This is a genomic window from Microbacterium sp. BE35 (genome assembly GCF_031457705.1).
Classification (GTDB): domain Bacteria; phylum Actinomycetota; class Actinomycetes; order Actinomycetales; family Microbacteriaceae; genus Microbacterium; species Microbacterium trichothecenolyticum.
In genome coordinates this window covers 178,758-203,676 of the sequence record NZ_JAVDXD010000004.1, presented here as the reverse complement: position 1 = coordinate 203,676, position 24,919 = coordinate 178,758, and the positions used below count along the sequence as shown (strand labels likewise).

At 70.7% G+C, this 24,919-nt stretch carries 25 protein-coding genes; 13 read left to right on the top strand and 12 right to left on the bottom strand.

The genetic code is table 11. The features are described from left to right. The first annotated feature begins 104 nt into the window (after window positions 1-104). A complete protein-coding gene (gene abc-f, locus J2Y46_RS14785; protein WP_045298785.1) occupies window positions 105-1,703 on the top strand; it encodes a ribosomal protection-like ABC-F family protein in 1,599 nt (532 codons plus the stop codon). An 18-nt stretch (window positions 1,704-1,721) separates the two neighbouring features. On the opposite strand, the gene J2Y46_RS14780 is transcribed toward abc-f, so the two are convergent. From J2Y46_RS14780 to J2Y46_RS14765, 4 genes are all read right to left on the bottom strand, one after another. Next, window positions 1,722-2,594: an SURF1 family protein gene (locus J2Y46_RS14780; RefSeq protein ID WP_045299164.1), complete on the bottom strand. Its 873-nt coding sequence runs from the start codon at window positions 2,592-2,594 to the stop codon at window positions 1,722-1,724. 17 nt (window positions 2,595-2,611) lie between these two features. Then, window positions 2,612-2,842, bottom strand: a complete 231-nt coding sequence (locus tag J2Y46_RS14775) for a hypothetical protein (RefSeq protein ID WP_045298783.1) — start codon at window positions 2,840-2,842, stop codon at window positions 2,612-2,614. Beyond that, entirely contained in the window at window positions 2,839-3,228 is a 390-nt protein-coding gene (locus J2Y46_RS14770) for a DUF3099 domain-containing protein (RefSeq protein WP_045298781.1), read from the bottom strand. Before J2Y46_RS14770 ends, J2Y46_RS14775 begins: the two co-directional genes overlap by 4 nt. Before the next feature lie 67 nt (window positions 3,229-3,295). Next, the gene (locus J2Y46_RS14765) at window positions 3,296-3,814 is read right to left on the bottom strand and encodes a DUF4190 domain-containing protein (RefSeq protein WP_310243304.1); all 519 of its coding nucleotides are present in this window, start codon (window positions 3,812-3,814) and stop codon (window positions 3,296-3,298) included. Between the two features lie 127 nt (window positions 3,815-3,941). On the opposite strand from J2Y46_RS14765, the gene fabG reads away from it, so the two are divergent. After that, entirely contained in the window at window positions 3,942-4,652 is a 711-nt protein-coding gene (fabG, locus tag J2Y46_RS14760) for a 3-oxoacyl-ACP reductase FabG (RefSeq protein WP_045302312.1), read from the top strand. Window positions 4,653-4,737: 85 nt separating this feature from the next. On the opposite strand, the gene J2Y46_RS14755 is transcribed toward fabG, so the two are convergent. From J2Y46_RS14755 to J2Y46_RS14745, 3 genes are all read right to left on the bottom strand, one after another. Continuing rightward, a complete protein-coding gene (locus J2Y46_RS14755; protein WP_045302314.1) occupies window positions 4,738-5,445 on the bottom strand; it encodes an alpha/beta fold hydrolase in 708 nt (235 codons plus the stop codon). Window positions 5,446-5,507: 62 nt separating this feature from the next. Beyond that, window positions 5,508-6,149 carry a phosphoserine phosphatase SerB gene (gene serB, locus J2Y46_RS14750; protein ID WP_045302316.1) on the bottom strand — a complete coding sequence of 214 codons (642 nt, stop codon included), beginning with the start codon at window positions 6,147-6,149 and terminating at the stop codon, window positions 5,508-5,510. A 42-nt stretch (window positions 6,150-6,191) separates the two neighbouring features. Then, complete coding sequence (locus J2Y46_RS14745; RefSeq protein ID WP_045302317.1) at window positions 6,192-7,436, bottom strand: glucose-1-phosphate adenylyltransferase; 1,245 nt, start codon at window positions 7,434-7,436, stop codon at window positions 6,192-6,194. 48 nt (window positions 7,437-7,484) lie between these two features. On the opposite strand from J2Y46_RS14745, the gene glgA reads away from it, so the two are divergent. The 3 genes from glgA to J2Y46_RS14730 all read left to right on the top strand — a co-directional run bounded on the left by glgA (window position 7,485) and on the right by J2Y46_RS14730 (window position 9,850). Further along, window positions 7,485-8,678 carry a glycogen synthase gene (glgA, locus tag J2Y46_RS14740; RefSeq protein WP_045302319.1) on the top strand — a complete coding sequence of 398 codons (1,194 nt, stop codon included), beginning with the start codon at window positions 7,485-7,487 and terminating at the stop codon, window positions 8,676-8,678. Between the two features lie 9 nt (window positions 8,679-8,687). Next, window positions 8,688-9,473 (top strand): ABC transporter ATP-binding protein, encoded by a 786-nt coding sequence (locus J2Y46_RS14735; RefSeq protein WP_045302321.1) that lies wholly within the window; start codon window positions 8,688-8,690, stop codon window positions 9,471-9,473. A gap of 122 nt (window positions 9,474-9,595) precedes the next feature. Further along, window positions 9,596-9,850, top strand: a complete 255-nt coding sequence (locus J2Y46_RS14730; protein ID WP_045302322.1) for a type B 50S ribosomal protein L31 — start codon at window positions 9,596-9,598, stop codon at window positions 9,848-9,850. A 68-nt stretch (window positions 9,851-9,918) separates the two neighbouring features. Here J2Y46_RS14730 and J2Y46_RS14725 read toward each other — a convergent pair whose 3' ends face one another. Then, window positions 9,919-10,650: an exonuclease domain-containing protein gene (locus tag J2Y46_RS14725; protein WP_052676954.1), complete on the bottom strand. Its 732-nt coding sequence runs from the start codon at window positions 10,648-10,650 to the stop codon at window positions 9,919-9,921. A gap of 87 nt (window positions 10,651-10,737) precedes the next feature. Here J2Y46_RS14725 and J2Y46_RS14720 point away from each other — a divergent pair, with 87 nt between their 5' ends. Further along, a complete protein-coding gene (locus tag J2Y46_RS14720; protein WP_045302326.1) occupies window positions 10,738-11,637 on the top strand; it encodes an alpha/beta fold hydrolase in 900 nt (299 codons plus the stop codon). Here J2Y46_RS14720 and J2Y46_RS14715 read toward each other — a convergent pair. Then, complete coding sequence (locus tag J2Y46_RS14715) at window positions 11,597-12,151, bottom strand: CGNR zinc finger domain-containing protein (RefSeq protein ID WP_045302328.1); 555 nt, start codon at window positions 12,149-12,151, stop codon at window positions 11,597-11,599. The genes J2Y46_RS14720 and J2Y46_RS14715 overlap by 41 nt on opposite strands. Before the next feature lie 74 nt (window positions 12,152-12,225). On the opposite strand from J2Y46_RS14715, the gene J2Y46_RS14710 reads away from it, so the two are divergent. Beyond that, complete coding sequence (locus J2Y46_RS14710; protein WP_045302330.1) at window positions 12,226-13,236, top strand: DMT family transporter; 1,011 nt, start codon at window positions 12,226-12,228, stop codon at window positions 13,234-13,236. On the opposite strand, the gene J2Y46_RS14705 is transcribed toward J2Y46_RS14710, so the two are convergent. Next, window positions 13,208-13,681, bottom strand: a complete 474-nt coding sequence (locus J2Y46_RS14705; protein WP_045302332.1) for an Lrp/AsnC family transcriptional regulator — start codon at window positions 13,679-13,681, stop codon at window positions 13,208-13,210. The genes J2Y46_RS14710 and J2Y46_RS14705 overlap by 29 nt on opposite strands. A gap of 165 nt (window positions 13,682-13,846) precedes the next feature. Here J2Y46_RS14705 and pdhA point away from each other — a divergent pair, with 165 nt between their 5' ends. The 3 genes from pdhA to J2Y46_RS14690 are packed head-to-tail and all read left to right on the top strand — an operon-like array spanning window position 13,847 to window position 17,450. Next, the gene (gene pdhA, locus J2Y46_RS14700) at window positions 13,847-14,977 is read left to right on the top strand and encodes a pyruvate dehydrogenase (acetyl-transferring) E1 component subunit alpha (protein ID WP_084695772.1); all 1,131 of its coding nucleotides are present in this window, start codon (window positions 13,847-13,849) and stop codon (window positions 14,975-14,977) included. A 2-nt stretch (window positions 14,978-14,979) separates the two neighbouring features. Further along, the gene (locus tag J2Y46_RS14695; RefSeq protein WP_045302869.1) at window positions 14,980-15,993 is read left to right on the top strand and encodes an alpha-ketoacid dehydrogenase subunit beta; all 1,014 of its coding nucleotides are present in this window, start codon (window positions 14,980-14,982) and stop codon (window positions 15,991-15,993) included. Next, a complete protein-coding gene (locus J2Y46_RS14690) occupies window positions 15,990-17,450 on the top strand; it encodes a dihydrolipoamide acetyltransferase family protein (protein ID WP_045302334.1) in 1,461 nt (486 codons plus the stop codon). The genes J2Y46_RS14695 and J2Y46_RS14690 overlap by 4 nt, the downstream gene beginning before the upstream one ends. Window positions 17,451-17,489: 39 nt before the next feature. On the opposite strand, the gene J2Y46_RS14685 is transcribed toward J2Y46_RS14690, so the two are convergent. Both J2Y46_RS14685 and J2Y46_RS14680 read right to left on the bottom strand, forming a co-directional pair. Continuing rightward, the gene (locus tag J2Y46_RS14685; protein ID WP_084695773.1) at window positions 17,490-19,307 is read right to left on the bottom strand and encodes an alkaline phosphatase family protein; all 1,818 of its coding nucleotides are present in this window, start codon (window positions 19,305-19,307) and stop codon (window positions 17,490-17,492) included. Window positions 19,308-19,336: 29 nt separating this feature from the next. Next, window positions 19,337-19,933, bottom strand: coding sequence for a TetR/AcrR family transcriptional regulator (locus J2Y46_RS14680; protein WP_045302337.1), 597 nt, complete (start codon window positions 19,931-19,933; stop codon window positions 19,337-19,339). Window positions 19,934-20,068: 135 nt separating this feature from the next. On the opposite strand from J2Y46_RS14680, the gene J2Y46_RS14675 reads away from it, so the two are divergent. Genes J2Y46_RS14675 through J2Y46_RS14665 form a run of 3 tightly spaced genes read left to right on the top strand, consistent with a single transcriptional unit; the run spans window position 20,069 to window position 24,917 of the window. Beyond that, window positions 20,069-21,673, top strand: coding sequence for a carboxyl transferase domain-containing protein (locus J2Y46_RS14675; protein WP_045302339.1), 1,605 nt, complete (start codon window positions 20,069-20,071; stop codon window positions 21,671-21,673). 54 nt (window positions 21,674-21,727) lie between these two features. Continuing rightward, window positions 21,728-23,740 (top strand): biotin carboxylase N-terminal domain-containing protein, encoded by a 2,013-nt coding sequence (locus J2Y46_RS14670; RefSeq protein WP_045302341.1) that lies wholly within the window; start codon window positions 21,728-21,730, stop codon window positions 23,738-23,740. A 16-nt stretch (window positions 23,741-23,756) separates the two neighbouring features. Beyond that, window positions 23,757-24,917 carry an acyl-CoA dehydrogenase family protein gene (locus J2Y46_RS14665; RefSeq protein WP_045302343.1) on the top strand — a complete coding sequence of 387 codons (1,161 nt, stop codon included), beginning with the start codon at window positions 23,757-23,759 and terminating at the stop codon, window positions 24,915-24,917. The last annotated feature ends 2 nt before the right edge of the window (window positions 24,918-24,919 follow it).

Sequence of the window (24,919 nt, the reverse complement as noted above, 5' to 3'; positions counted from 1 at the left end):
TCTGCGGAGGCATTCGGGCGATCGCCGATGAGAGCGGCCCCGTATACTGGGAGGCTGGCCGGTCGGCCACCTCCCCATCTCCATCGACGGATCGGACTTCCGCTGTGCTCGCCGTGCACGACCTCGAGATCCGCGTGGGCGCCCGCGTGCTCATGTCGGACGTCTCCTTCCGCGTCTCGGACGGCGACAAGATCGGTCTCGTCGGCCGCAACGGCGCCGGCAAGACGACGCTGACCAAGGTGCTGGCGGGCGATCTCATCCCCGCGGACGGCAAGGTCGAGCGCTCCGGCGAACTCGGCTACCTGCCGCAGGACCCCCGCTCGGGCGACCCCGAGATGCTGGCCCGCACGCGCATCCTCGACGCGCGCGGCCTCGGCTCGCTCGCGATCGGCATGCACGAGGCATCCCTCGCGATGGGTGACGACGACGAGGCGATCGCTGCAAGGGCGATGCGCAAGTACGCGAACCTCACCGAGCGCTTCGAGGCGCTCGGCGGCTACGCGGCCGAGGCCGAGGCGGCGTCCATCGCCCACAACCTCTCGCTGCCCGACCGCATCCTCGACCAGCCGCTCAAGACCCTGTCGGGCGGTCAGCGCCGCCGGATCGAGCTCGCGCGCATCCTGTTCTCGGACGCGCAGACGATGATCCTCGACGAGCCGACCAACCACCTCGACGCCGACAGCGTCGTGTGGCTGCGTGAATTCCTCAAGGGCTACAAGGGCGGGCTCATCGTCATCTCGCACGACGTCGAGCTCGTCGGAGAGACGGTCAACCGCGTCTTCTATCTCGACGCGAACCGCCAGGTCATCGACGTCTACAACATGAACTGGAAGAACTACCTGCGCCAGCGGGTGGCCGACGAGGAGCGCCGCAAGAAGGAGCGCGCCAACGTCGAGAAGAAGGCCACCGTCCTGCAGCAGCAGGCAGCCCGGTTCGGAGCCAAGGCGTCCAAGGCGGCCGCCGCCCACCAGATGGTGGCGCGCGCCGAGAAGATGCTCGCCGGCCTCGACGAAGTGCGCCAGGAGGAGCGCGTCGCGAAGCTGCGGTTCCCGAAGCCCGCGCCGTGCGGCAAGACGCCGCTCATGGCCTCGGGCCTGTCCAAGTCCTACGGCTCGCTCGAGATCTTCACGGATGTGGACCTCGCGATCGACCGCGGCTCGAAGGTCGTCATCCTCGGCCTCAACGGTGCCGGAAAGACGACGCTGCTGCGCATCCTCGCCGGCGTCGACCAGCCCGACACCGGGCAGCTCGAGCCCGGCCATGGGCTGAAGATCGGCTACTACGCCCAGGAGCACGAGAATCTCGACGTGTCGCGCTCGGTGCTCGAGAACATGATGTCGGCCGCGCCCGACATCACAGCCACCGAGGCGCGCAAGGTGCTGGGGTCGTTCCTCTTCACAGGCGATGACGTGCTGAAACCCGCCGGCGTGCTCTCCGGCGGCGAGAAGACCCGCCTGTCCCTCGCGACCCTCGTGGTGTCGTCGGCGAACATGCTGCTGCTCGACGAGCCCACGAACAACCTCGACCCCGCCTCGCGTGAGGAGATCCTCGGGGCGCTCGCCCACTACGAGGGCGCGGTGGTGCTCGTGTCGCACGACGAGGGGGCCGTCGAGGCGCTCAACCCCGAGCGCGTGCTCATCCTCCCCGACGGCGTCGAAGACATCTGGGGCCGCGACTACGCGGACCTCGTGTCTCTCGCGTAAGCCGGCGCCGGCTCGAGGTCAGCGGCCGGCGGCGTCCAGCAGGGCGTCCTCGTCCTCGGCGTCACGGTCGCGGCGACGGCGCGGTGCCGGCGGCGCGGGTGCCGAGGCATCCGTTCCGCCTGCCTCCGACGGGGCGTCCTCCGCATCCTCGCGACGATGACGGCGCTCGGTGCGGATGACGTAGCCGATGAAGACGAAGCCCATCACCGCGAACAGGATCCATTGGATCGCGTACGAGAGGTGGGGACCGGGGTCGTCGGACGGGGGCTCGAGGGCGCTCGGCGCCGTCGCAGGGGCCGGGTCCTCCGACACCATGACACCGTAGGCGCTCTGCTCGAGGGCCTCGCCCGCGGGGGGTGAGATCGTGTCGGCGACGAGGCCCAGGTTGATCGTCGGGACCTGGCCCTCGGGCGCCGAGCGGCCCGACGACGGCAGGGGCTCGCCCGGGCGCAGGCGCACGATCACGGTCGCCTCGCCGGTCGGGGGAGCGGGGACGGCGTCGGGGACGGGCTGGTCCTGACCCGGCGGCACCCAGCCACGATCGACCAGCAGCACGCGGCCGTCGTCGAGTCGGAAGGGCACGAGCACCTCGAAGGCCGAGGTTCCGCCGTGCGGGCGGTTGCGCACCAGGAGCTGCTCGTCGGTGAGGTACGTCCCGGTCAGGGTCACCGGGTGCCATTCGTCACCGGGGGAGAAGTCTCCGTCGGCGGGGAGGAGCTCGGCCAGCGGCACCGGGACGGCGTCGTAGTTCTCGGCGACGAGCGCCAGCTGACCGGAGCGCTCCTGGTTGCGCGTGAACTGCCAGTTCGACAGGAAGGCGCACGCGATCGCGAACACGACGGCGAGGGCGATGTAGATCGCCCAGCGGCCCGCGCGGGGGAGGCTCTGCATGCTCACGGAGCGGGGGCTCACCGGGCGGCCTCCGTCGGGGCGAGCGGGGCGACCGCCACGGGGAAGTCTCGTGCGGCGAGGAACTCGCGGAGGTACCCCACGTGCTCGTCGCACGCCACCCAGGTCTTGCGGTGGCCCTCGGTGTGGATGCGGGGATTGCGCCAATCGATGCGCCAGCGCGCGGTCGCGCGGCACCCTGCGCGCGAGCAGACCGCGTCGGCGACCTGGTCGGGTCCGGCGTCGCTCATGCGGGCGGGTCCGCCTCGTCGGCGGGCTTCTCGTCCGTGCGCTCGCCGTCCGCCGGGATCGCCCGGGTCTCCTCGATGCGGATCACCGGGGTTCCGGTCGCAGCGGTCGTGGGGGTGGCGGGAAGCGCAGGCTCGGGATCCTCGCGGCGGTTGCGCCGTGCCTCCTGGCCGACGTTCGCGGAGACGACCGCGATGTAGGGCAGGAAGATCGCCGCGGCGCCGAAGAGCCACGTGTACCAGCCGTACGGCGTGATGACCACCATGAGGATGAAGCACGCGACGCGGATCGCCATCGTGATCAGGTAGCGCGTCGAGCGCGCGTCGACGTCGTCGCGCGGGGAACGCGGCAGTGATGTCGCCGACGGGGCGTGGCTCGAACTCTTCACGGTACTTCCAGGGTACGCCGGTTGCACCGCGTCATCGCCCCGGGAACGGGTCCCGGGGCGAGCGGATTCAGGAGTATGTGCCGTACTGGCCGTACATCCCCGCGAGGAAGGAGAAGAACAGGATCGCCGCGATGGTCCCGAGGATCGCGAGTCCCAGTCCGACCCAGCCGACGATGGTGCCGGCCAGCGCCATGCCGCGCCCCTGCTCGCCGCTCGTCTTGAGCTGGTTGAGCGACATGTGGCCGGTGATCACGCCCACGACCGAGCCGATGAACGGGAGGATGACGAAAGCCGAGATCGACGCGATGAGCGACACGATCGCCAGCGTGTTCGTCTTCGCGGGCGCGCCGTAGCCGTACCCGGGGGCGGCGCCGTACGCCGGCGCGGAGCCATAGGCCGGCGCGCCGTAGGTGGGCGCGCTGCCCGCGGGCGAGCCGTATGCCGGCGGGGGATAGGCGCCGCCCTGAGCCGGCGGCGGGTAAGCGCCCGGGGCGGGCTGGGTGGGCTGGTCCGCTGCCGGAGCGGGCGGAACCGGCGGGTACGAGCCCGGCTCGGGTGCGGGGTCCTGCGGGATGTTGTCGCTCACGGGGCGGCCTTTCTTCGATGTCTGGGACCAGAGTCCCAGCGCCGCAGCGGGGGTGTCAAACACGCCGGTCGATCGGGGCGCCGCCGGTAGGCTGGTGCGGATCCGCCACAACCCCGGGAGTGCCACCATGTCCACCGATCGCGTCGTCCTCGTCACCGGCGGAAACCGCGGCATCGGCCGCGCCATCGCGGAGCGCTTCGTCGCCGAGGGCTACAAGGTCGCCGTCACCGCGCGCTCCGGAGAGGGTCCCGAGGGCACCCTCACCGTGCGAGCGGATGTGACGGATGCCGCAGCCGTCGACGCCGCATTCACCGAGGTCGAGAACACGCTGGGCCCGGTCGAGATCGTCATCGCGAACGCCGGCATCACGAAGGACACCCTCCTGCTGCGCATGACCGAGGACGACTTCGACAGTGTCGTCTCGACCAACCTCGGCGGCGCGTTCCGCGTCGTCAAGCGCGCCTCCAAGGGGATGCTGCGCGCCCGCTGGGGTCGCGTCGTGCTGATCTCGAGCGTCGTCGGGCTGTACGGCTCGGCCGGTCAGATCAACTACGCCGCATCGAAGAGCGCGCTCGTCGGTTTCGCGCGCTCGCTCACCCGCGAGCTGGGAGCCCGCGGCATCACGGCGAACGTCGTGGCACCCGGCTTCATCGAGACCGACATGACGGCCGAGCTCTCTGACGACACGCAGGCCGAGTACAAGAAGAGCATCCCCGCGGGGCGCTTCGCGTCCCCCGACGAGGTGGCCGGCGTCGTGACGTGGATCGCGTCGGATGACGCGGCCTATATCTCCGGCGCCGTTATTCCGGTCGACGGCGGACTCGGCATGGGGCACTGACCGCCCACCGCTGCGTGCTTGGGCGGGCTCGGCGTGCTTAGGCGGGCTCAGCGACCGCGACCGGCCGCTGAGCCCGTCGGCGTTCTCAGGAGATCGCCTGCAGGATCGCCTCGGCGACCGCGCCGGGCCGCGAGAACTGCGGCCAATGGCCCGCCGGGTCTTCGGGGGCACCGAGCTCGATGATGTCGAGGTGCTCCAGAGCGGCCAGCTCGGCCGCCCAGGGCGGTGCCGCCGCGATGATCTCGCGGATCTGCGCCTCCGGAACGGTTCCGGTGATCATCGTCGCCGCAACGGCGCGCCGTCGCTCGTCGGTGAGCCGGATCGGATCGGTGGGGACCCGCTCGGGCACCGACTTCGCGCGCGCCGCGGCCTCCGTCCGCGTCTGGGGATCGAGGTCGACGATGTCGGCCTCGTCGAAGAAGTCCCAGCCTGGGAACGGGATCACACCGTCGACGACGGGGAACTCGGAGATGGAGCCGCCGTCGCCCGGCGGGAACGTGTCGAGGAACACGACCCGGGCGACCCGGTCGGGCCGCGCATCGACGGCGCCGTAGACGACGTTGCCGCCGCCGGAATGGCCGACGAGCACGACCGGCCCGTCCAGGCGATCGATCTGCGCCACGGTCGCGGCGATCCAGTCGGCGATGCCGATGCCCGCCGACTCCGTGGCGGAGGCGCCGACCCCCGGCATGGTGAGTGCGTGCGTGCGGTGGCCGGCGGCTTCGAGGGCGGGGTCGACGTCGCCCCACGACGACGCGTCGAGCCACAGCCCGGGAACGAGGATGATGTGCATGCTCCGACGCTACCGACGGCGCCCGACATCGGAACAGCCCGGGTGGGGGTCGCGAAATGCGCCTACGGCAGCAGCGGGATGACCTCCGCGAGGTCGACCGGACCGACGACGAGGTCGGCGCGTTCGCGCACCGCGGGCTTCGCGTTGAAGGCGACGCCGAGCCCGGCGACCGCCATCATCTCGAGATCGTTCGCGCCGTCGCCGATCGCGAGTGTGCGGGTGAGGGGCACGCCGTTCTCGTCGGCCCATTCGCGGAGGGCGGCGGCCTTGCCCGCAGCATCCACGATCGCGCCGTCGACGGTGCCGCTCAGCACGCCGTCGCGGGTCGCGAGGCGGTTGGCGCGCCACACGTCCACACCGAGGTTGGGGGCGACCGTGTCGAGGATCTCGTGGAATCCGCCCGACACCACACCCACGGCACCGCCGCGCTCATGCACGGCTGCGATCAGCTCGCGGACGCCGGGCGTCGGCTCGATGCGCGCGAGCACGCGCGCGAACGCCGCCACCGGCACCCCCTCGAGGGCCTCGACACGGGAGCGCAGGCTGGACGCGAAATCCACCTCGCCCCGCATCGCGGCCTCCGTCGCCGCCGCGACCTCCGCGCCGCGCCCTGCCTCGTCGGCGATCAGCTCGATGACCTCGTTGCGGATGAGCGTGGAGTCGGCGTCGAGCACGACGAGGAAGCGGGCGGGGGCGACAGGCATGCTCCCACGCTAGCGGGACCGGATGCCGCTTCCCGCCGTGTGTCAGCGCTCGACGCGGAACCCCTTGCCGACGACGGTGATGCCGCTGTCGGTGATCGTGAAGCCGCGCGCGAGGTCCTTCTCGCGGTCGACGCCGACGGTGGCGCCGTCGTCGAGGACCACGTTCTTGTCGAGGATCGCCCGGTGCACGCGTGCCCCGGCGCCCACCTGCACGTGGTCGAAGAGCACCGAGTCGGTGATCGTCGAGCCACCGCCGGCGAGCGTCCACGGGCCGACCACGCTGCGCTCGAGGTGCGTGCCCGACAGCACCGACCCGAGCGACACGATGGAGTCGATCGCGTTGCCGATGCGGCCGACCGAGTCGCGCACGAACTTCGCGGGCGGGGAGTTGACCGACTGGGAGTGGATCGGCCAATCCATGTTGTACAGGTTGAACACCGGCAGCGTCGAGATGAGGTCGCGGTGCGCGTCGAAGAACGAGTCGATGGTTCCCACGTCGCGCCAGTAGTAGCGGTCGCGATCGGTCGACCCCGGCACATCGTTGCGGTTCATGTCGTAGACGCCGGCCTCGCCGCGGCCCACGAAGTAGGGGATGATGTCGCCGCCCATGTCGTGGTTCGACGTCGGAAGCTCCCCGTCGGACTCGACGGCCTCGATGAGCGCGTCCGTGTCGAAGATGTAGTTGCCCATCGACGCGAGCACCTGATGGGGAGCGTCGGCCAGGCCGACCGCGTTCTGGGGCTTCTCGAGGAACTCGCGGATGCGCATCGGGTCCTCGGACTCGACGTCGATCACGCCGAACTGGTTCGCCAGCGAGATCGGCTGCCGGATGCCGGCGACCGTGGCCCGCGCGCCCGATTCGATGTGCGCGGCGAGCATCTGCCGGAAGTCCATGCGGTAGACGTGGTCGGCGCCGATCACGACCACGATGTCGGGCTGCTCGTCGTTGATGAGGTTGAGGCTCTGCAGGATGGCGTCCGCCGATCCCGAGAACCAGCGCTTGCCCAGACGCTGCTGCGCGGGCACCGAGGTCACGTAGGAGTCCAGGAGGGCCGACATCCGCCACGTCTGCGAGATGTGGCGGTCGAGGCTGTGGGACTTGTACTGCGTCAGCACCACGATCTGTCTCAGGCCCGAGTTGATCAGATTCGAGATCGCGAAGTCGATGAGCCGGTACTGCCCTCCGAACGGGACGGCCGGCTTGGCGCGGTCCGCGGTCAACGGCATCAGCCGCTTCCCTTCGCCGCCGGCGAGGATGATTCCGAAGACCTTGGGTGCAGCTGGCATGCGACCCACACTATGACGCGTTCCGGCCCGTGTACTAGCGTTCGACACATGCGAGTCGACATCGTCACCAAGGAGTACCCGCCGGAGATCTACGGCGGCGCCGGTGTGCACGTGACGGAGCTCGTCAAGGCGCTCCGCTCGAGCATCGACGTCCGGGTGCGCGCGTTCGGAGCCGCCCGCGACGAGGAGGGCACCACGTCGTACGGCGTGCCTTCGGAGCTCTCCGCCGCCAACGCCGCGGTGCAGACGCTCGGCACGGATCTCGAGATCGTGACGGATGTCGCAGGCGCCGACGTCGTGCACAGTCACACCTGGTACGCGAACTTCGCCGGGCACCTCGCGTCGCTGCTGCACGGCATCCCGCACATCGTCACCGCCCACAGTCTCGAGCCGCTGCGCCCCTGGAAGGCCGAGCAGCTCGGCGGCGGGTATGCCGTCTCGAGCTGGATCGAGAAGTCCGCGTACGAGAGCGCGGCGGCGATCGTCGCGGTGAGCAACGGCATGCGGGAGGACATCCTGCGCAGCTACCCGGTGCTGGATCCCGACCGCGTGCGCGTGATCTACAACGGCATCGACGTCGAGGCGTGGCATCCCGTCGAGGACCCCGCGCTGCTCGCGGAGCTCGGGATCGACCCGGCGAAGCCGTCCGTCGTCTTCGTCGGCCGCATCACGCGGCAGAAGGGCCTGCCGTACTTCCTCCGCGCCGCCGAGCGCCTGCCGGCCGACGTGCAGGTCATCCTGGCCGCCGGCGCACCCGACACCCCGCAGATCATGGCGGAGGTCGAGGGGCTTGTCCGCGGGCTGCAGGAGACCCGCGAGGGCGTCGTGTGGCTGGATCGGATGCTGTCGCGCCACGAGCTGTGCACGATCCTGAGCGCCGCGACCACCTTCGTCTGCCCGTCGGTCTATGAGCCGCTCGGCATCGTGAACCTGGAGGCGATGGCCTGCGGCGCCGCCGTCGTCGGGACGGCGACCGGCGGCATCCCCGAGGTCGTGCTGGACGGTGTCACCGGTCGCCTCGTACCCATCGAGCAGGTGCAGGACGGCACCGGAACCCCGACCGACCCCGAGCAGTACGTGTCGGATCTCGCCCGCGTGCTCACCGAGGTCGTGAGCGATCCGGAGCGCGCGCGAGAGTACGGGGCCGCCGGGCGCAGGCGCGCGACCGAGGACTTCAGCTGGCGGCGCATCGCCGACCAGACGGCCGCGCTGTACGCGGAGGTGGTCTCCGGCGGCCGATAGGCTGTCAGCATGCCCCAGGTGCTCGAGTTCTCCGACGTCGTCGTCCGCCGAAACGCCCGGAACATCGTCGATCACCTGGACTGGACCATCAACGACGACGAGCGCTGGGTGGTCCTCGGGCCGAACGGTGCCGGCAAGACCACCGTGCTCCAGATGGCCGACACGCTGCTGCATCCCACCTCGGGCGTCGTGACCATCCTCGGCGAGCGTCTCGGCCGCACCGACGTCTTCGAACTGCGGCCCCGGATCGGGTTCGCTTCCTCCGCGATGGCGCGTCGGGTGCCGCCGGAGGAGACCGTTCTCAACGTCGTCCTGACGGCGGCGTACTCCGTGCTCGGCCGCTGGCGCGAGGACTACGAGGACATCGACGAGCGCCGGGCGCTCCGCGTGCTCGCGGAATGGAAGCTCGACCACCTGGCCGACCGCACGTTCGGCACCCTCAGCGACGGCGAGCAGAAGCGCGTGCAGATCGCCCGTGCCGTCATGACCGACCCCGAGCTGCTCCTCCTGGACGAGCCGACCGCCAGCCTCGACCTCGGCGCGCGCGAAGAGCTGCTCATCCTGCTGGGCGGCTACGCGCAGGCGCCGACCACGCCGGCGATGGTCATGGTCACCCACCACGTCGAGGAGATCCCCATCGGCTTCACGCACGTGCTGCTGCTGCGCGACGGCCAGGCCGTGGCATCCGGTCCGATTCGCGAGACACTCACCGCCGAGGCGCTCACCGACACGTTCGGCGTGCCGATCCGCCTCAGCGAAGAGGGCGGCCGCTACGCGGCACGCGCCGCCCACTGAGCCCCGAGAGCGGCCGGTTCGGCGTCCGCCTCGGAGACTGGTAGAATCTCTCTTTGGTGCATTCGCACTCCAGACTTTGACCGCCCTGGCAAAATCCAGGGCACCATCCTCAAAGGACCATCATGAAGACTGACCTCCACCCGGACTACCAGGCCGTCGTGTTCCGTGACCTCGGCTCGGGCGAGACCTTCCTCACCCGTTCGACGGTGACCAGCGACAAGACGATCGAGCTCGACGGTGTCGAGTACCCCGTCATCGATGTCGAGATCTCGTCCGCCTCGCACCCGTTCTACACGGGCAAGCAGCGCATCATGGACTCGGCCGGTCGTGTCGAGAAGTTCAACCAGCGCTTCAAGAACTTCGGCGGCTCCAAGTAAGCAGTCACCCCGGAAGGCCCCGCTTCGGCGGGGTCTTCTGCGTTTCCCGGCCGGGTGGGCGACGCCTGTCAGCGGATCGGCCAGCGACCGTCGAGTCGGTCGTCGGGATCGATCCTCCCGATGCGGATGAAGTACTCGGTCAGGCTCTCCGCCTGGGCGCGGGCCCAGCCGATCTGGCGGGTGTGCAGCTCGTGAACGGTGTCGGGCAGCCACGGGGCGAATCGCTCCGCGAGCGCCTGCGCGACGCGGCCCGCAGCGACCGCGTCCGCCGATGCCTCGTGCGCGGAGTCCAGCCTCACGGCGTAGTGCGCCGCGACGACCTCCAGCGTGCGCTTGCCTTTGCGCCACCGGTCGTACGCCTTGTCGACCACGAGAGGATCGATCACGGGAGACGGATCCTCGATCGGTGCGACGCCGTGCCGCAGCGACTCGTACTTCAGCAGCGAGAAGTCGAACGGAGCGTTGTACGCGACGACGGGGATGCCGGCATCGAGCAGGGCGCGTACGGCGGCGACCACCTCCGCGACCACCTCGGCGGCCGGTCGGCCGTTGGCGCGTGCGTGCGCCGTGGAGATGCCGTGGATCGCGCTCGCGCCCTCGGGGATCTCGACGCCGGGATCGGCCAGCCAGTCGCGGGCACGGATGACGCGGCCCGAGGCGTCCAGCAGACCCACGTGGGCCGTCACGATGCGGTCGCCGGTGACGTCGATGCCGGTGGTCTCCAGGTCGAACACCCCGACCATGCGCACCCAGTCCGGCACATCCCACAGCGGCAGCTGTTCGGGATGCGGGCGGCTCATGCCGTTCACGGTATGCGTCGCCTCCGACATCCGTTGCAGGCGCTCCGCGCACAGCCTGGACCGGGGGAGTCCTCGTAGACTCGACGGGTGACCGCGCCGAACCCGTACGCCCCGCTCCTCGACGAGATCCCCGTCGAGCGGCACGAGGTCGCGGTGCTCGGCGGCACCACCGCGTACTGGGTGTACGGGCCCGCGGACGCGGAGACGACCATCGTCGCGGTGCACGGCTTCCGTGGCGAGCACCACGGGCTCGAGCCCGTCGTCGCGCACCTGCCGAGCGTGCGGGTGATCTCGCCCGACCTCCCCGGCTTCGGCGAGACGGCGCCTGTTCCCGGCCGCACCCACGACCTCGACCTCTACGCGAAGTGGCTCCGCGAGTTCGCCACGGCCGTCGCACCGGGCGCCGTGATCCTCGGGCACTCGTTCGGCTCGATCGTCGTCGCGGCGGCGGTGGCCGCCGGCCTCCAGACGTCGCGTGTGATCCTCGTGAACCCGATCGGCGCTCCGGCGCTGGAGGGACCGCGAGGCATCCTCACGAGACTGGCGGTCTTCTACTACTGGGCGGGTGCGAAGCTGCCCAGGCGCCTCGGCGAGGCCCTGCTGCGCAACGGGCTCATCGTGCGGGTGATGAGCGTCTCGATGGCGAAGACCAAGGACTCCGGCATCCGTCGATTCGTGCATGATCAGCACGACACGTACTTCTCACGCTTCGCCGACCGCGACGTGCTGCGTGACGCCTTCGTCGCGTCGGTGTCGAACGACGTGCGCGCGTTCGCGCCGCGCATCGCGCAGCCGACGCTGCTGGTCGCCGCGGTGAGGGACGACATCACGCCCATCGAGGCCGAGCGCAAGCTCAGGGCGATGTTCCCGCACGGCGAGCTGGTGGAGATCCCCGACGTCGGGCACCTGATCCACTACGAGACGCCGGCGGCCGCCGGCGACGCGATCACGCGGTTTCTCGCGCCTTCCGACGCCGGTACGCGTTGACGTTCATGCGGTTGCCGCAGTTTCCGGTGTCGCAGTAGCGCTTGGAGCCGTTCTTCGAGTAGTCGATGTAGACGGAGTCGCAGTCGTCCGCGGAGCAGATGCGCACGCGGTCGTACTCGTCGGAGCGGATGACGTCGACGAAGGCCATCGCCGCCTCGACGAGGATGCGGGTCGCCAGTGGCGCCTCGTCGCTGGTGGCGTGCACGTGCCAGTCGAAGCCGTCATGGCGCACGAGGCGGGGCAGTGCGCTGCCGTCCGCGAGCATCTCGTTGACGAGCGGGACGGCGCCGTCGCGGTCGACCTCCCACAGCTGCCGCAGACGCGGGCGGATAGCACGGATCGCAGCGAGCTCCTGCCCATCGCGCCGGATGAGCCCCGTGTAGGGGTTCACCATCAGGTACTCGTCGAACGCTTCGAGAGTGGTGAGCGTGTCCTCGTCGTCGTAGCCGGGCAACGTGTTGACCAGGTGGGCGGCCGCGCGGAGGCTCAGCTCCGTGTCACGGATGAAAACCATGTTGACTCCTGACATGCCGTTCGCTACTGTCACCAGTGTAAGCACACTTCACCCCTGACAGCCGGATGTCGCCCATGACCGTCTCGACCGCGTCCCTTCCCGTCATCGCCCCGAGCGCGTCCTTGCGCACGAAGGCGCGGATGCGCACCAGCGGGCTCGTGATGGGCGTCGCCTCGGCACTGGCGTTCTCCTCGAGCGGCCCCTTCGTGAAGCCCCTGCTCGAGGCCGGCTGGTCGCTGGGCGCGGCGCTGCTGGTTCGCATGGGAGTCGCGGGCCTCGTGCTCTCGCCGGCGCTGTTCCTGGCGATCATGCGGCAGCGGGGTTTCCTCAAGCGGCACTGGCGGCTCATCGTCGGCTTCGGCCTGATGCCGGTGCTCGGATGTCAGCTCTTCTTCTTCTCGGCGATGCAGCGGATGCCGGTCGCCGTGGCGCTGCTGATCCAGTACCTCGCCCCGGTCATGCTGGTCGTCGCGGTGTGGGTGCGCACGCGCACAGCGCCGTCGGCGCTCGTGCTGTGGGGCTCCGCGGTCGCGATGGTCGGTCTGGTGCTCGTCGTCGACATCTCGGGCGCCTCCTTCGACCTGATCGGGACGCTGCTCGCCCTCGCTGCAGCGGTGTGCGTGTGCGCCTATTTCGTGATCTCGGAGCGGGCCGGCGACGACCTGCCGCCGCTCGCGCTGGCCGCGAGCGGCCTGCTGACCGGTGCGGTCGTCATGGGTGCGCTGTGCCTCGCCGGCATCATGCCCTTCCAGGCGCCGCCGGTCGACGTGGTCCTCGCGGGCGTGGCGGTGCCGTGGTGGATACCGCTCGGCTGGGTCGCGGCGATCGCGACGACGCTGGGCTACGCGCTGGGCGTGATGGCGGTCCCGCGCATCGGCTCGCGGGTCGCGTCCTTCGTCGGGCTCTCGGAGGTGCTGTTCGCCCTCATGTTCGCGTGGATCTTCCTCGCCGAGGTGCCCGCGCCCATCCAGTTCATCGGCGGGGCGCTGATCCTCGTCGGCGTGGTTCTCGTGCGCGCCGACGCCTCCTCGACCGGAAACCCGAAAGGGCCGGCGGCTACGACTCCCGTCGTGCCAGCTCCATGAGGGGCGTCACGCGGTGGGCGATGACCTCGCCCATCACGAGGGACGTCTCTGTGCGCTCCACGCCCTCGATCGCGAGGATGCGGGCGTCGGTGTCGAAGAGGTGCTGGGTGTCGCGGCACGCGACCCGCACCAGCAGATCCACCTGACCGGACAGCCCGTGCGCCTGCACGACCTCCGGGACGCGGGCGAGTTCGACGGCGATGCGGGGCAGATCGGCCTGCCGCACGATGACGCTGATGAACGCCTCGATCGGGAACCCGAGCGAGGCGGACGAGATGGCTCGCTCGTACGACAGGAAGACCCCCGCCTTCTCCAGTCGCGACATGCGCGCCTGGACGGTGTTGCGCGAGAGGCCGAGCCGTTCGGCGAGTGCGACGACGGTCGCGCGCGGGTCGGCGGAGAGCGCTGCCAGCAGCTCCAGGTCGACGTGATCGAGGGCACTCATAGTGCGAAACGTTAGCACGCCTTTGGTGGGCTTGAGTTGTCAACATGCTCAAGAAGTCCTCGAATGCTTGAGCGAGGTGCGATGCGGACGTACCGTTGAAGCAGCCGGCGAAGTGGCCGGCGCACGCGAAGCGGCTCCTCACGAGGGGGCCCGCAACGAGGAGTGATGACGATGACGCACACCCTGACACCCACAGCGGATCTCGCCACCGACATCGAGGATGTCGCGCGCCTGCTGACCCCCGACGGCGAGCGCATCGCCGACCCCGAGCTCGATCGCTGGGTGGCCGACGTCGACGCCGCGACTCTGCGCGGCCTCTACCGCGACATGGTTCTCCTGCGGCGCATCGACACCGAAGGCGTCGCTCTGCAGCGGCAGGGTCAGCTGGGCCTGTGGCCGCCGTGCCAGGGCCAGGAGGCGACCCAGATCGGCACCGCCCGCGCCCTCCGCGCCGATGACTTCGCCTTCCCGAGCTACCGCGAGACCGGCGTCGTCTACGCCCGTGGCGGCAAGCCCGCGGACTTCGTGCTCGCCTGGCGCGGCGAGGAGCACTCGACCTACAACCCCTACGACATCAACACCGCCACGCAGCAGATCATCATCGGCGCGCAGGCGCTGCACGCGGTCGGCTACGCGATGGGCGTGCAGCGCGACGGCACAGACCAGGTGTCGGTCGCCTACTTCGGCGACGGCGCGTCGAGCCAGGGCGACGTCAACGAGGCGATGGTGTTCGCCTCCTCCTTCCGTGCGCCTGTGGTGTTCGTGTGCACCAACAACCAGTGGGCGATCTCGGAGCCCGTCACTGTGCAGGCGAAGTTCCCGATCGCCGGGCGTGCGCCGGGCTTCGGCATCCCCAGCATGCGCGTCGACGGCAACGACGTGCTGGCGTGCTTCGCTGCGATGCGCTGGGCGCTCGACAACGCGCGCCGCGGCAACGGCCCCGCGTTCATCGAGGCGGTCACCTACCGCATGGGCCCGCACACCACGTCGGACGACCCGACGCGGTACCGCGACAAGGAGGAGGTCGAGAAGTGGCGCCGCCGCGACCCGATCGCGCGCGTCGAGGCACTGCTGCGCTCGCGCGGCGAGTTCGACGAGGCGTTCGTGGCGAGCGTCGAGGCCGACGCCGATGCTCTCGCCGCGGCGGTGCGCGAGGCGGCGATGACCGCGAAGACCCGCGACCCGCTGACAGTGCTCGACAACGTCTACGCGGAGCCCCACTCGGGCCTCGCTGAGCAGCGCGAGCGGTTCAGTGCGTACCTCGACGGGTTCGCCCCGGCAGCCGAGGGGGTGTGACGGTGACGCAGTTGACGATGGCGAAGGCCATCAACGAGGGACTCCGTCGCTCGATGGCGGACGACGAGAAGGTTCTCGTCATGGGCGAGGACATCGGAAAGCTCGGCGGCGTCTTCCGCATCACCGACGGCCTCCTCGACCAGTTCGGGGCGCAGCGCGTGGTCGACACGCCGCTCGCCGAGGCCGGCATCATGGGCACCGCCGTCGGGCTCGCGTTCCGCGGCTACCGGCCCGTCGTCGAGATCCAGTTCGACGGCTTCGTGTACCCGGCGTTCGATCAGATCGTGTGCCAGGTCGCCAAGCTGCACTACCGCACGCGCGGCAACGTGAAGATGCCGATCACGATCCGCATCCCGTGGGCGGGTGGCGTCGGCGCCGCGGAGCACCACTCGGAGTCGCCCGAGGCGTACTTCGTGCACACGTCGGGCCTGCGTGTGATCGCGGTGTCGAACCCGCAGGACGCCTACGTCATGCTGCGACAGGCGATCGCGTCCGACGACCCGGTGGTCTACTTCGAGCCGAAGAGGCTGTACCACACCAAGGGAGAGGTCGACCTCGACGTCCAGCTCGCGGACGCTCCGCCGATGGGCCTCGCCCGTGTGGCGCGCGAAGGCAGCGACGTGACGCTGCTGACCTACGGCTCGCAGGTGCTCACGGCCCTGGACGCCGCGACCGCCGCTGAGGACGACGGCGTCTCGATCGAGGTCATCGATCTGCGCTCGATCTCGCCGGTGGACTACCGCACGGTCACCGCCTCCGTCCGCAAGACCGGGCGCGTCGTGGTCACCCACGAGGCCGCCCGCGAGGCGGGCGTCGGCGCCGAGCTGGTCGCCAGCGTCACCGAGCGCTGTTTCAACTACCTCGAGGCGGCGCCGCAGCGCGTCACCGGGCACGACATCCCGTACCCGCCCGCGAAGCTCGAGAAGCACCACCTGCCGGACCTCGACCGGATCCTCGACGCCGTAGATCGCGTCATGGACCGGCCGAACAGCCTCTCGGGGGTGCTCGACTCATGACGCAGGACTTCAGGCTCCCCGACCTCGGTGAGGGACTCCCCGAAGCCGAGCTCGTGCAGTGGCTGGTCGCCGTCGGCGACACGGTCACTCTCAACCAGACCATCGCCGAGGTCGAGACCGCGAAGGCCGTCGTCGAGCTGCCGTCCCCGTACGCCGGCACCATCACGGCCTTGCACGCCGAAGCGGGCGATGTCGTCGCGGTCGGCTCGGTGCTGATCTCCTTCGACCTCGGCGGAACGGTCCCCACGCCCCCTCCAGGCGTCGCGGGCGCGTCGCCCGGAGCCTCCGGGCGCGTGGGCCCAGCTGCACCGCCGGCGCCCGCCGCGGAGTCCCAGGCCTCCGCCCCGGAGGTTGCGGCGAGCGCGTCTGCCGTGGCGGCGAAATCCGAGCCCAACCTGGTGGGCTACGGCGCCACGCCCCAGGGGGCCGGGCGCCCGCAGCGCCGCACGCGTGTCGCGGGCTCGGTGGCCGCAGCATCCGACACCGCCGTCCTCGAGGCGGCTCCGCACGACGCGATCCAGTTCGCAGACGTCGTGGAGCGCCCCGTGGAGCGCCCGCGCTCGACACCGCCCGTGCGGCAGTTCGCGAAGCAGCTGGGCATCGACCTCGCGCTCGTCGAGGCGAGCGGTGCGTCCGGGGTCATCACGCGCGCCGACGTCGAGGCGTATGCGACGCGCGTGGGCGCCACGGCGACCGCGCCGGCTGCGGCCGAGCCCGTCGAGACCTTCGAGATGCCCCTGCCGGCCCCAGCGGGAGAGCGCACGACGCGCACGCCGATCCGCGGGGTGCGGCGCATGACCGCGGACGCCATGGTGCGCAGCGCCTTCACTGCGCCGCACGTCACGACGTTCCTGACGGTCGACGTGACGGCGACGAGCGAGCTCATCGCCTCACTGAAGGGCGACCGCGACCTGCAGGAGCACCGGATCGGGATCATGGCCGTGGCCGCGAAGGCCGTGTGCCTCGCGCTGGGCCGCCACCCCGGCCTCAACTCGAAGTGGGACGACGAGGCGGGGGAGATCGTCGAGCACCACTACGTGAACCTCGGGATCGCCGCGGCGACCGGGCGCGGGCTCGTGGTGCCGAACATCCGCGATGCGCAGGAGCTGACGCTGGTCGAACTGGCCGACGCGATCCGCGGGCTCGCGGAGACCGCACGTGCGGGCAAGTCGTCGCCGGCCGACATGATGGGCGGCACGTTCTCGATCACGAACGTCGGCGTGTTCGGCGTGGACGCCGGAACGCCGATCATCAACCCCGGGGAGGCGGGCATCCTCGCCCTCGGCGCGGTGCGGCGTCAGCCCTGGGAGCATCGCGGAGAGATCGCGCTGCGCGACGTCATGACGCTCGCCCTGTCGTTCGATCACCGGCTGGTCGACGGCGAGCAGGGATCGGGCTTCCTGGTGGACGTCGCGGACATCCTCCGGGAGCCCGGGCGCGCGATGCTGATGCGCTGACGAGGCCGCTGGCCGGCCGGCACCTTGGGGGCCGGCCGGTCAGTCCTCCTTCGGGTAGAAGAGTCCGAGGCCGTGCTTCTGCAGCACGTCGTACGCCTCGGCGTATGTCTCCGGCTCCGCGGAATCGGCCGCGGCGTACCGCGCCTGCAGCAGCCCCAGCAGGCCGCGTCCCGGCGGGCTGAGGGGCTTGTGCCTGTGGGGCCCGTCCCTGAGGTCGGCCGGCTGATCCTCGGCGGGGTTGGGAGGCACGTACATCGGGTGCACCACCGGCCAGCTCGCCGGGTCGCGGGGAGTGTCGAGGTTCACGATCGAGAACAGGTCGCGCGCCTCAGCGTCGCGCCTCGTCAGCGGACGCAGCCCGTGCAGTCGGGCCAGCGTGGCGACCACCGCCGCGTGATGCATCTCGTCGTGCACGATCGTGCCGGCCCGCGTGTAGGCCGACACCGCGATCGCCGGCACGCGCACCCCGAGACGGTCGAACGCGAACCCCATCTCGCCCGGGTCGTCGTCGGCGACAGGCGGGGTCGCCGACGGCGGGGGCACGTGATCGTACGTCCCCCCGTGCTCGTCGAACGTGATGAGCAGCAGCGTGTTCATCGCGTTCGATCCGCCCGGTGTCGCGCTCTGCTTGATCGCGTCGTACACGTCGGCCACCAGCTTCTCGCCCGCGCGCACGTCCGACACGGCCGAGTCCACCACCGCGGAGCCGTCGACGTCGCTCTCGCGGAGCGCGCCGAAGGGCGGGTGGAAGTCGTTGTGGTTGTACACCAGCCGCGGCTCGATGAACGCGTACGCGGGGAGCCTGCCCGCCTTCGCGTCGTCGAAGAACTCCGACATGTGCCCGAATCGGCCCGTTCGCCAGTACTTCTCCAGCACCGGCGCGTGCAGGATGCCGGTGAGAGAGACCAACTGCATCTCGTCGAAATACACCTTCCACGGGATCCCCGCGTCCTCGAGCCGGTTGAAGATCGTGGGCATCGGCGCCGCGTCGAGCCACTTGTCGTAGCCCCCGCCGTGCTTGTTCGTGACGAAGCCGTGCGATGTCGACGCATGGAAGAACGAGCGGTTGCAGTACGTCTGCGACGGCACGGCCGCGAACCACGCGTCGAAGACCGCGAAACCCTTCGCGAGCGTCGACAGCACCGGAAGCTGCTCGGGGGAGAAGCCGCCCATGATGTGCGACGCTTCCTCGATCGTGGGCTCCTTGCCATGTCTCAGCCGTGTCAGGTTGTTCCAGTAATCGTGGAGGAAGCCCTCCATCGTCGGCGCAGTGCCGGACGGTGGCGCATTGAACGGCGCGGCCATGTCGCCCACCTGGCGCGCGGCGTTGTCCAGCGGGTCGACGACGCCGAACAGCTGCGTGTTGACATGCGGGAACTCCTCGCCGGGATCCGGGTCGGGCCGCGCCATCACGTCGTCCGTGGGCCCCGAATACGCGTGGACGGCGACGCGCTCGCCGGAGGGGGCGGTGTTGGCGTAGTCGCCGAACGCCAGCCCATCGAAGGTGGCGCCTTCGGGAAGGTTCTCGGGCGTGTAGAGCCATCCCAGGAGGTTGTCGAACGACCGGTTCTCACCCATCAGCACGACGACGTGGTCGAAGCCGGGCTCGGATCGCGGCGGCACGGCGCCGAAATCGACCGACCCCTCGCGATACCCGATCGTGTGACCGAGGGAGGCACCGGCCGCGGCACCGACCGCGCCGCCCACGACCAGGCCCGCGGCGGCGACACCGCCGAGCTTCAGGAAATCCCGACGCGAGCTCGCGTCGCCCTGGCCGGGCGCACGGGGATCAGCGGACGTCTCGGTGCCGTCGACGTGCCCCGCCCCGGCGTCGTCGTGCCGTCCATGCCCCGTCATGGTCCGTCCAGACTAGGCCCTCGCCGACCTCAGGCGGTCAGGGAGGCGCGGGCCATCGTGCGAAGGATGCCGCGCACATCGCGCTCGCCGGGGCGCGACCGCGACGCCCGCACGGTGTGGGGCGTCGAGTTGATGAGGCCGAAGCAGGCGTGCGCGCGCACGCGGAGGTCGTCCTCGTCACGCTCCGGGTGGACGGTCGAGAGGATGCCGATCCACACCTCCACATACTCCCGCTGCAGACGCCGCACGGTGTGGCGGTCGTCGTCGCTGAGGCTCGCGAGATCGCGGTCCTGTACCCGGATGACGTCCGCATCGCGCAGGGCGAACTCGACGTGGAACGCGATGATCGCGTCCAGCTGGTCGGTCGCCTCGTGATGAGCCGAGATCACGGTGCGCCCGCCTGCCAGCAGCCGCTCGCTCACCTCGACGAGGATGGCGCCCAGCAGGGCCTGCTTGTTCGCGAAGTGGCGGTAGAGGGCGGGGCCGCTCACCCCGACCGCTCCGCCGATGTCTTCGAGGCTGACGCCGCTGAAGCCGCGTTCGGCGAAGAGGGCGGCCGCCTCGTGGAGGATCGCCGCGTGGCGGTCGGCCTTCGCGCGATCGCGATCGGTGACACCGTTCGTCATCTGCTGCTCCGCTTGTAAATCCAGTTAAGGCTCGCTAACCTGAACCTCAGTTAGTGAACACTAACCAATCCGATCGCGTCCCGACAACGGACGTGATCCGATCGTGACGTCGAGGAAGATGCGCGGGAGATCCGGATGAGCGTGCTGAGCACGGCCGCAGTGCACGACGAGAACTTCGCGCGCACGCGCGACGCCCAGCGGGACCTGGCCGAGAAGCTGCGCGAGCGGCTGGCCGCAGCATCCGTCGGCGGACCTGCAGCGTCGCGCGAGCGGCATGTCGCGCGCGGCAAGCTGCTGCCGCGGGACCGGGTCACCCGCCTGCTCGACGAGGGGAGCCCGTTCATCGAGGTCGCGCCGCTCGCCGCGGAGGGACTCTACGACGGCGACGCCCCTGCCGCCGGCGTGATCGCGGGGATCGGGCTCGTGCACGGCAGGCACGTGATGGTGGTGTGCAACGATGCGACGGTCAAGGGCGGAACGTACTACCCGATGACCGTCAAGAAGCACCTGCGGGCGCAGGAGATCGCGCTCGAGAACCGCCTGCCGTGCGTGTACCTCGTCGATTCGGGGGGAGCGTTCCTGCCGATGCAGGACGAGGTCTTCCCCGACCGCGACCACTTCGGCCGCATCTTCTTCAACCAGGCCCGGCTGTCGGCCGCGGGCATCCCGCAGATCGCCGCGGTGCTGGGCTCCTGCACCGCCGGCGGTGCCTACGTGCCCGCGATGAGCGATGAGACGGTCATCGTGCGCGGCCAGGGCACGATCTTCCTCGGCGGTCCGCCCCTGGTGAAGGCCGCGATCGGCGAGATCGTCACCGCCGAGGAGCTCGGCGGGGGAGAGCTGCACGCCCGCCGCTCCGGCGTCGTCGACCACCTCGCCGAGGACGACGAGCACGCGCTCGAGATCGTGCGCGACATCGTCGCGACCCTGCCGGCGCCGGCTGAGCCCGCATGGGACGTCATCCCGGCGGTCGAACCCGTGGCCCCGGCATCCGATCTGTACGGAGTCGTGCCGGTCGACGTGAACCAGCCCTACGACGTCCGCGAGGTGATCGCGCGGCTCGTCGACGGCAGTGAGCTGCACGAGTTCAAGCGCGAGTACGGCGACACGCTCGTCACCGGGTTCGCGCGCATCCACGGGCACCCTGTCGGGATCGTCGCCAACAACGGCGTGCTGTTCGGCGAGTCCGCCCAGAAGGGCGCCCACTTCATCGAGCTGTGCGATCAGCGGGGGGTGCCGCTGCTGTTCCTGCAGAACATCTCGGGCTTCATGGTGGGGCGCGACGCTGAGGCGGGCGGCATCGCGAAGGACGGGGCCAAGATGGTCACGGCCGTCGCGACCACGCGGGTGCCGAAGCTCACGGTCGTCATCGGCGGCTCGTTCGGCGCCGGCAACTACTCGATGTGCGGGCGCGCCTACTCGCCGCGATTCCTGTGGACGTGGCCGGCGAGTCGCATCTCGGTCATGGGCGGCAACCAGGCCGCCTCCGTGCTCTCGACCGTCAAGCGAGACCAGCTGGAGGCGCGCGGCGAGGAGTGGTCCACGACGGACCAGGCGCAGTTCGAAGCCCCGATCCGCGCCAGGTACGAGGAGCAGGGCGACCCGTACTATGCGACCGCCCGGCTGTGGGACGACGGTGTCGTCGACCCGCTCGACACCCGGGACCTCCTGGGCCTGGCGCTCGATGTCGTCTCGCGCACGCCGCTGCCCGAACCGCGCTTCGGCGTCTTCCGGATGTGAGAGGGAGAAGTGCGAACCATGCCCCCGGTCATCGAGCGAGCGAAGCGAGACGAAATGCCCCTGCCTGAGCCCGTAGAAGGGTTCGACACCGTCCTCGTCGCCAACCGCGGCGAGATCGCCCGCCGGGTGATCCGCACGCTTCGGCGTCTCGGCATCCGTTCGATCGCCGTCTACAGCGATGCCGACGCCGGCGCGCCCCATGTGCGCGAGGCCGACGACGCCGTTCGCATCGGGCCCGCTGCCGCCGCGCAGTCCTACCTCGACATCGACGCCGTGGTCGCCGCGGCCGTTGAGAGCGGCGCGCAGGCGGTGCACCCCGGCTACGGCTTCCTGTCGGAGAACGTCGCGTTCGCCCGCGCGTGCGCCGAGGCAGGCGTCGTCTTCATCGGTCCCGGCGAGCGCGCGCTCGAGGTGATGGGCGACAAGATCCGCGCGAAGGAGCACGTCGCGTCGCACGGCGTGCCGACGGTCCCCGGCTTCAGCGCGGCGGGAATGACGGATGCTGAGATCGCGGCGTCCGCCGAGCGTGCCGGCTTCCCCCTCCTGGTGAAGCCGTCGGCCGGCGGCGGCGGCAAGGGCATGCAGGTGGTGCGCTCGGCCGCAGAGCTGCCCGACGCCCTCGCGACTGCTCGCCGGGTCGCCGCAGCCGCGTTCGGCGACGACACCCTCCTGCTCGAACGCCTCATCGAGCGCCCGCGCCACATCGAGGTGCAGGTGCTGGCCGACGCGCACGGGAGCGTCGTCCACCTCGGCGAGCGCGAGTGCACGCTGCAGCGCCGCCACCAGAAGGTCATCGAGGAGGCGCCGTCGCCGGCAGTCGACGCCGACACCCGCGCGCGCCTGGGCGCGGCGGCCTGCGCGGCCGCGGCATCCGTGGACTACCGGGGTGCCGGCACGGTCGAATTCCTCGTCGCAGCCTCCCAGCCCGACGAGTTCTTCTTCATCGAGATGAACACGCGCCTCCAGGTCGAGCACCCCGTCACCGAGCTCGTGACCGGCTTCGACCTGGTCGAGCAGCAGCTGCGGATCGCCGCGGGGGAGCCGCTCGCGCTCGCGCAGGACGACGTGCGCCTCGACGGCCACGCGATCGAGGCCCGTGTGTACGCGGAGACGCCGGAGCGCGGCTTCCTCCCCGCCACCGGCGAGGTGCTGGTGTGGCGGCCCGCCGAGGGTGTCCGCACCGATTCGGCGGTCGAGAGCGCGAGCGCCGTGACGGCGGACTACGACCCGATGATCGCGAAGGTCATCGCACATGGCGCCGACCGAGCGGAGGCGCTCGCGCGTCTCGACGGCGCGCTCGCCGAGACGGTCGTGCTCGGGCTCGACACCAACATCGGCTTCCTCCGCGCCCTGCTCGCCGAGGACGGCGTCCAGACGGGCGACATGGACACCGGACTCATCGACCGGATGCCGCCGTACACGGCGGGCGCGCCGATCGCGGCAGCGCTGGATGTCGCAGCCGCCGCCCTCGATCCCACGGGTCCGGAACACCCCGGAGCAGAGCGGCGGGCGAGCGCGCTGTGGCGCGCGGGATCGGGCTGGCGCTCGGGTGGGACTCCGCCCGCCCGCGCGGTCTCGGTGGAGACCGCGGAGGGCGACGTGATCGCGGTGGCTGTCCCACCTGCGCCGGGCGCGTCCGGCGGTGCGATCGACGCCCGTGACGCCGACGGATGGGTCTGGGTGCATGCCGACGGCGTGACGCACCGTCTCCGCCCGCTCGGCCGCCGCGCCGCCATGCATCGACGCCTGGCGGCCCGCGAGCGTGCGGCCGCGGCATCCGATCCGCAACTGCGCGCCCCCATGCCGGGTGCGGTCGTCGCCGTGCATGTGACCGACGGCGCGACGGTCGCCACCGGCGACCGCATCGTCACGATCGAGGCGATGAAGATGGAGCACCCCGTCCTCGCCCCGCACGACGGGGTCGTGCGCGTCGACGTCGCGGTCGGCGAACAGGTGCGACGCGACCAGGTGCTCGCGCACGTCGCGCTGGTCGACGCGGCTGCGGCATCCGATTCTCCCGACGACTCCACCGCGGACGCCCACGAGGCGTCCGCGCCGACCTCCTGACACCCGAGGAGCAGCAATGGACAGCTACGACACCTACGACCTCAGCGAGGACGAGCGCGAGCTCGCCGCGCTGGTGCGGCAGTTCGCCGACGAGGTCGTCGCGCCCGTCTCGTACGAGGCCGACCGCACGCACACCCTGCCGATGGACGTCGTCGCGCAGATGGGGGAGCTGGGGCTGTTCGGCCTGCCGTTCCCCGAGGAGTACGGCGGTCAGGGCGGCGACTACTTCGCACTGTGCCTCGCGATCGAGGCGCTCGGCCGCGTCGATCAGTCGCTCGCGATCACGCTCGAGGCGGGTGTGAGCCTCGGGGCCATGCCGGTCTTCCGGTTCGGCACCGAGGAGCAGAAGCAGGACCTCCTGCCCGACCTGCTGGCCGGCCGCGCGCTCGCCGCGTTCGGCCTCACCGAGCCGGAGGCGGGCTCGGATGCCGGCGCCACCCGCACCACCGCGCGCCGAGACGGCGACGAGTGGGTCATCAACGGCTCTAAGCAGTTCATCACCAATTCGGGCACCGACATCACGCGGTTCGTCACGGTCACGGCGGTGACGGGCGAGACCGACGGCCGCAAGGAGATCTCGACCATCGTCGTGCCCCACGGCACGCCCGGGTTCACCGTCGAACCCGGTTACGACAAGGTCGGCTGGCGCGCGTCCGACACGCACCCGCTCACCTTCCAGGACGTGCGCGTTCCCGCGGCGAACCTGCTCGGCACCGAGGGGCGCGGCTTCGCGAACTTCCTCCACATCCTCGACGAGGGACGCATCGCGATCGCCGCGCTCGCCACCGGCGCGGCGGAGGGATGCCTCGACGCGGCCGTCGACTACGCCAGGAAGCGGACCGTGTTCGGCGACGCGCTCTCGACGCGGCAGGGGATCCAGTTCCTCCTCGCCCGCATGCAGCAGCGCGTGCATGTCGCGCGGCTCGCGTGGCACCACGCGGCGCGACTGCGGGATGCGGGCAAGCCCTTCAAGACGCAGGCGGCCATGGCGAAGCTCACCGCGAGCGACGCCGCCATGGACAACGCCCGCGACGCGACCCAGATCTTCGGCGGCAACGGCTTCATGAACGAGTACCCGGTCGCGCGGCACTACCGTGACTCCAAGATCCTCGAGATCGGCGAGGGCACGAACGAGGTGCAGCTCCTGGTGATCGCGCGGGCACTCGGCGTGGCGTGAGG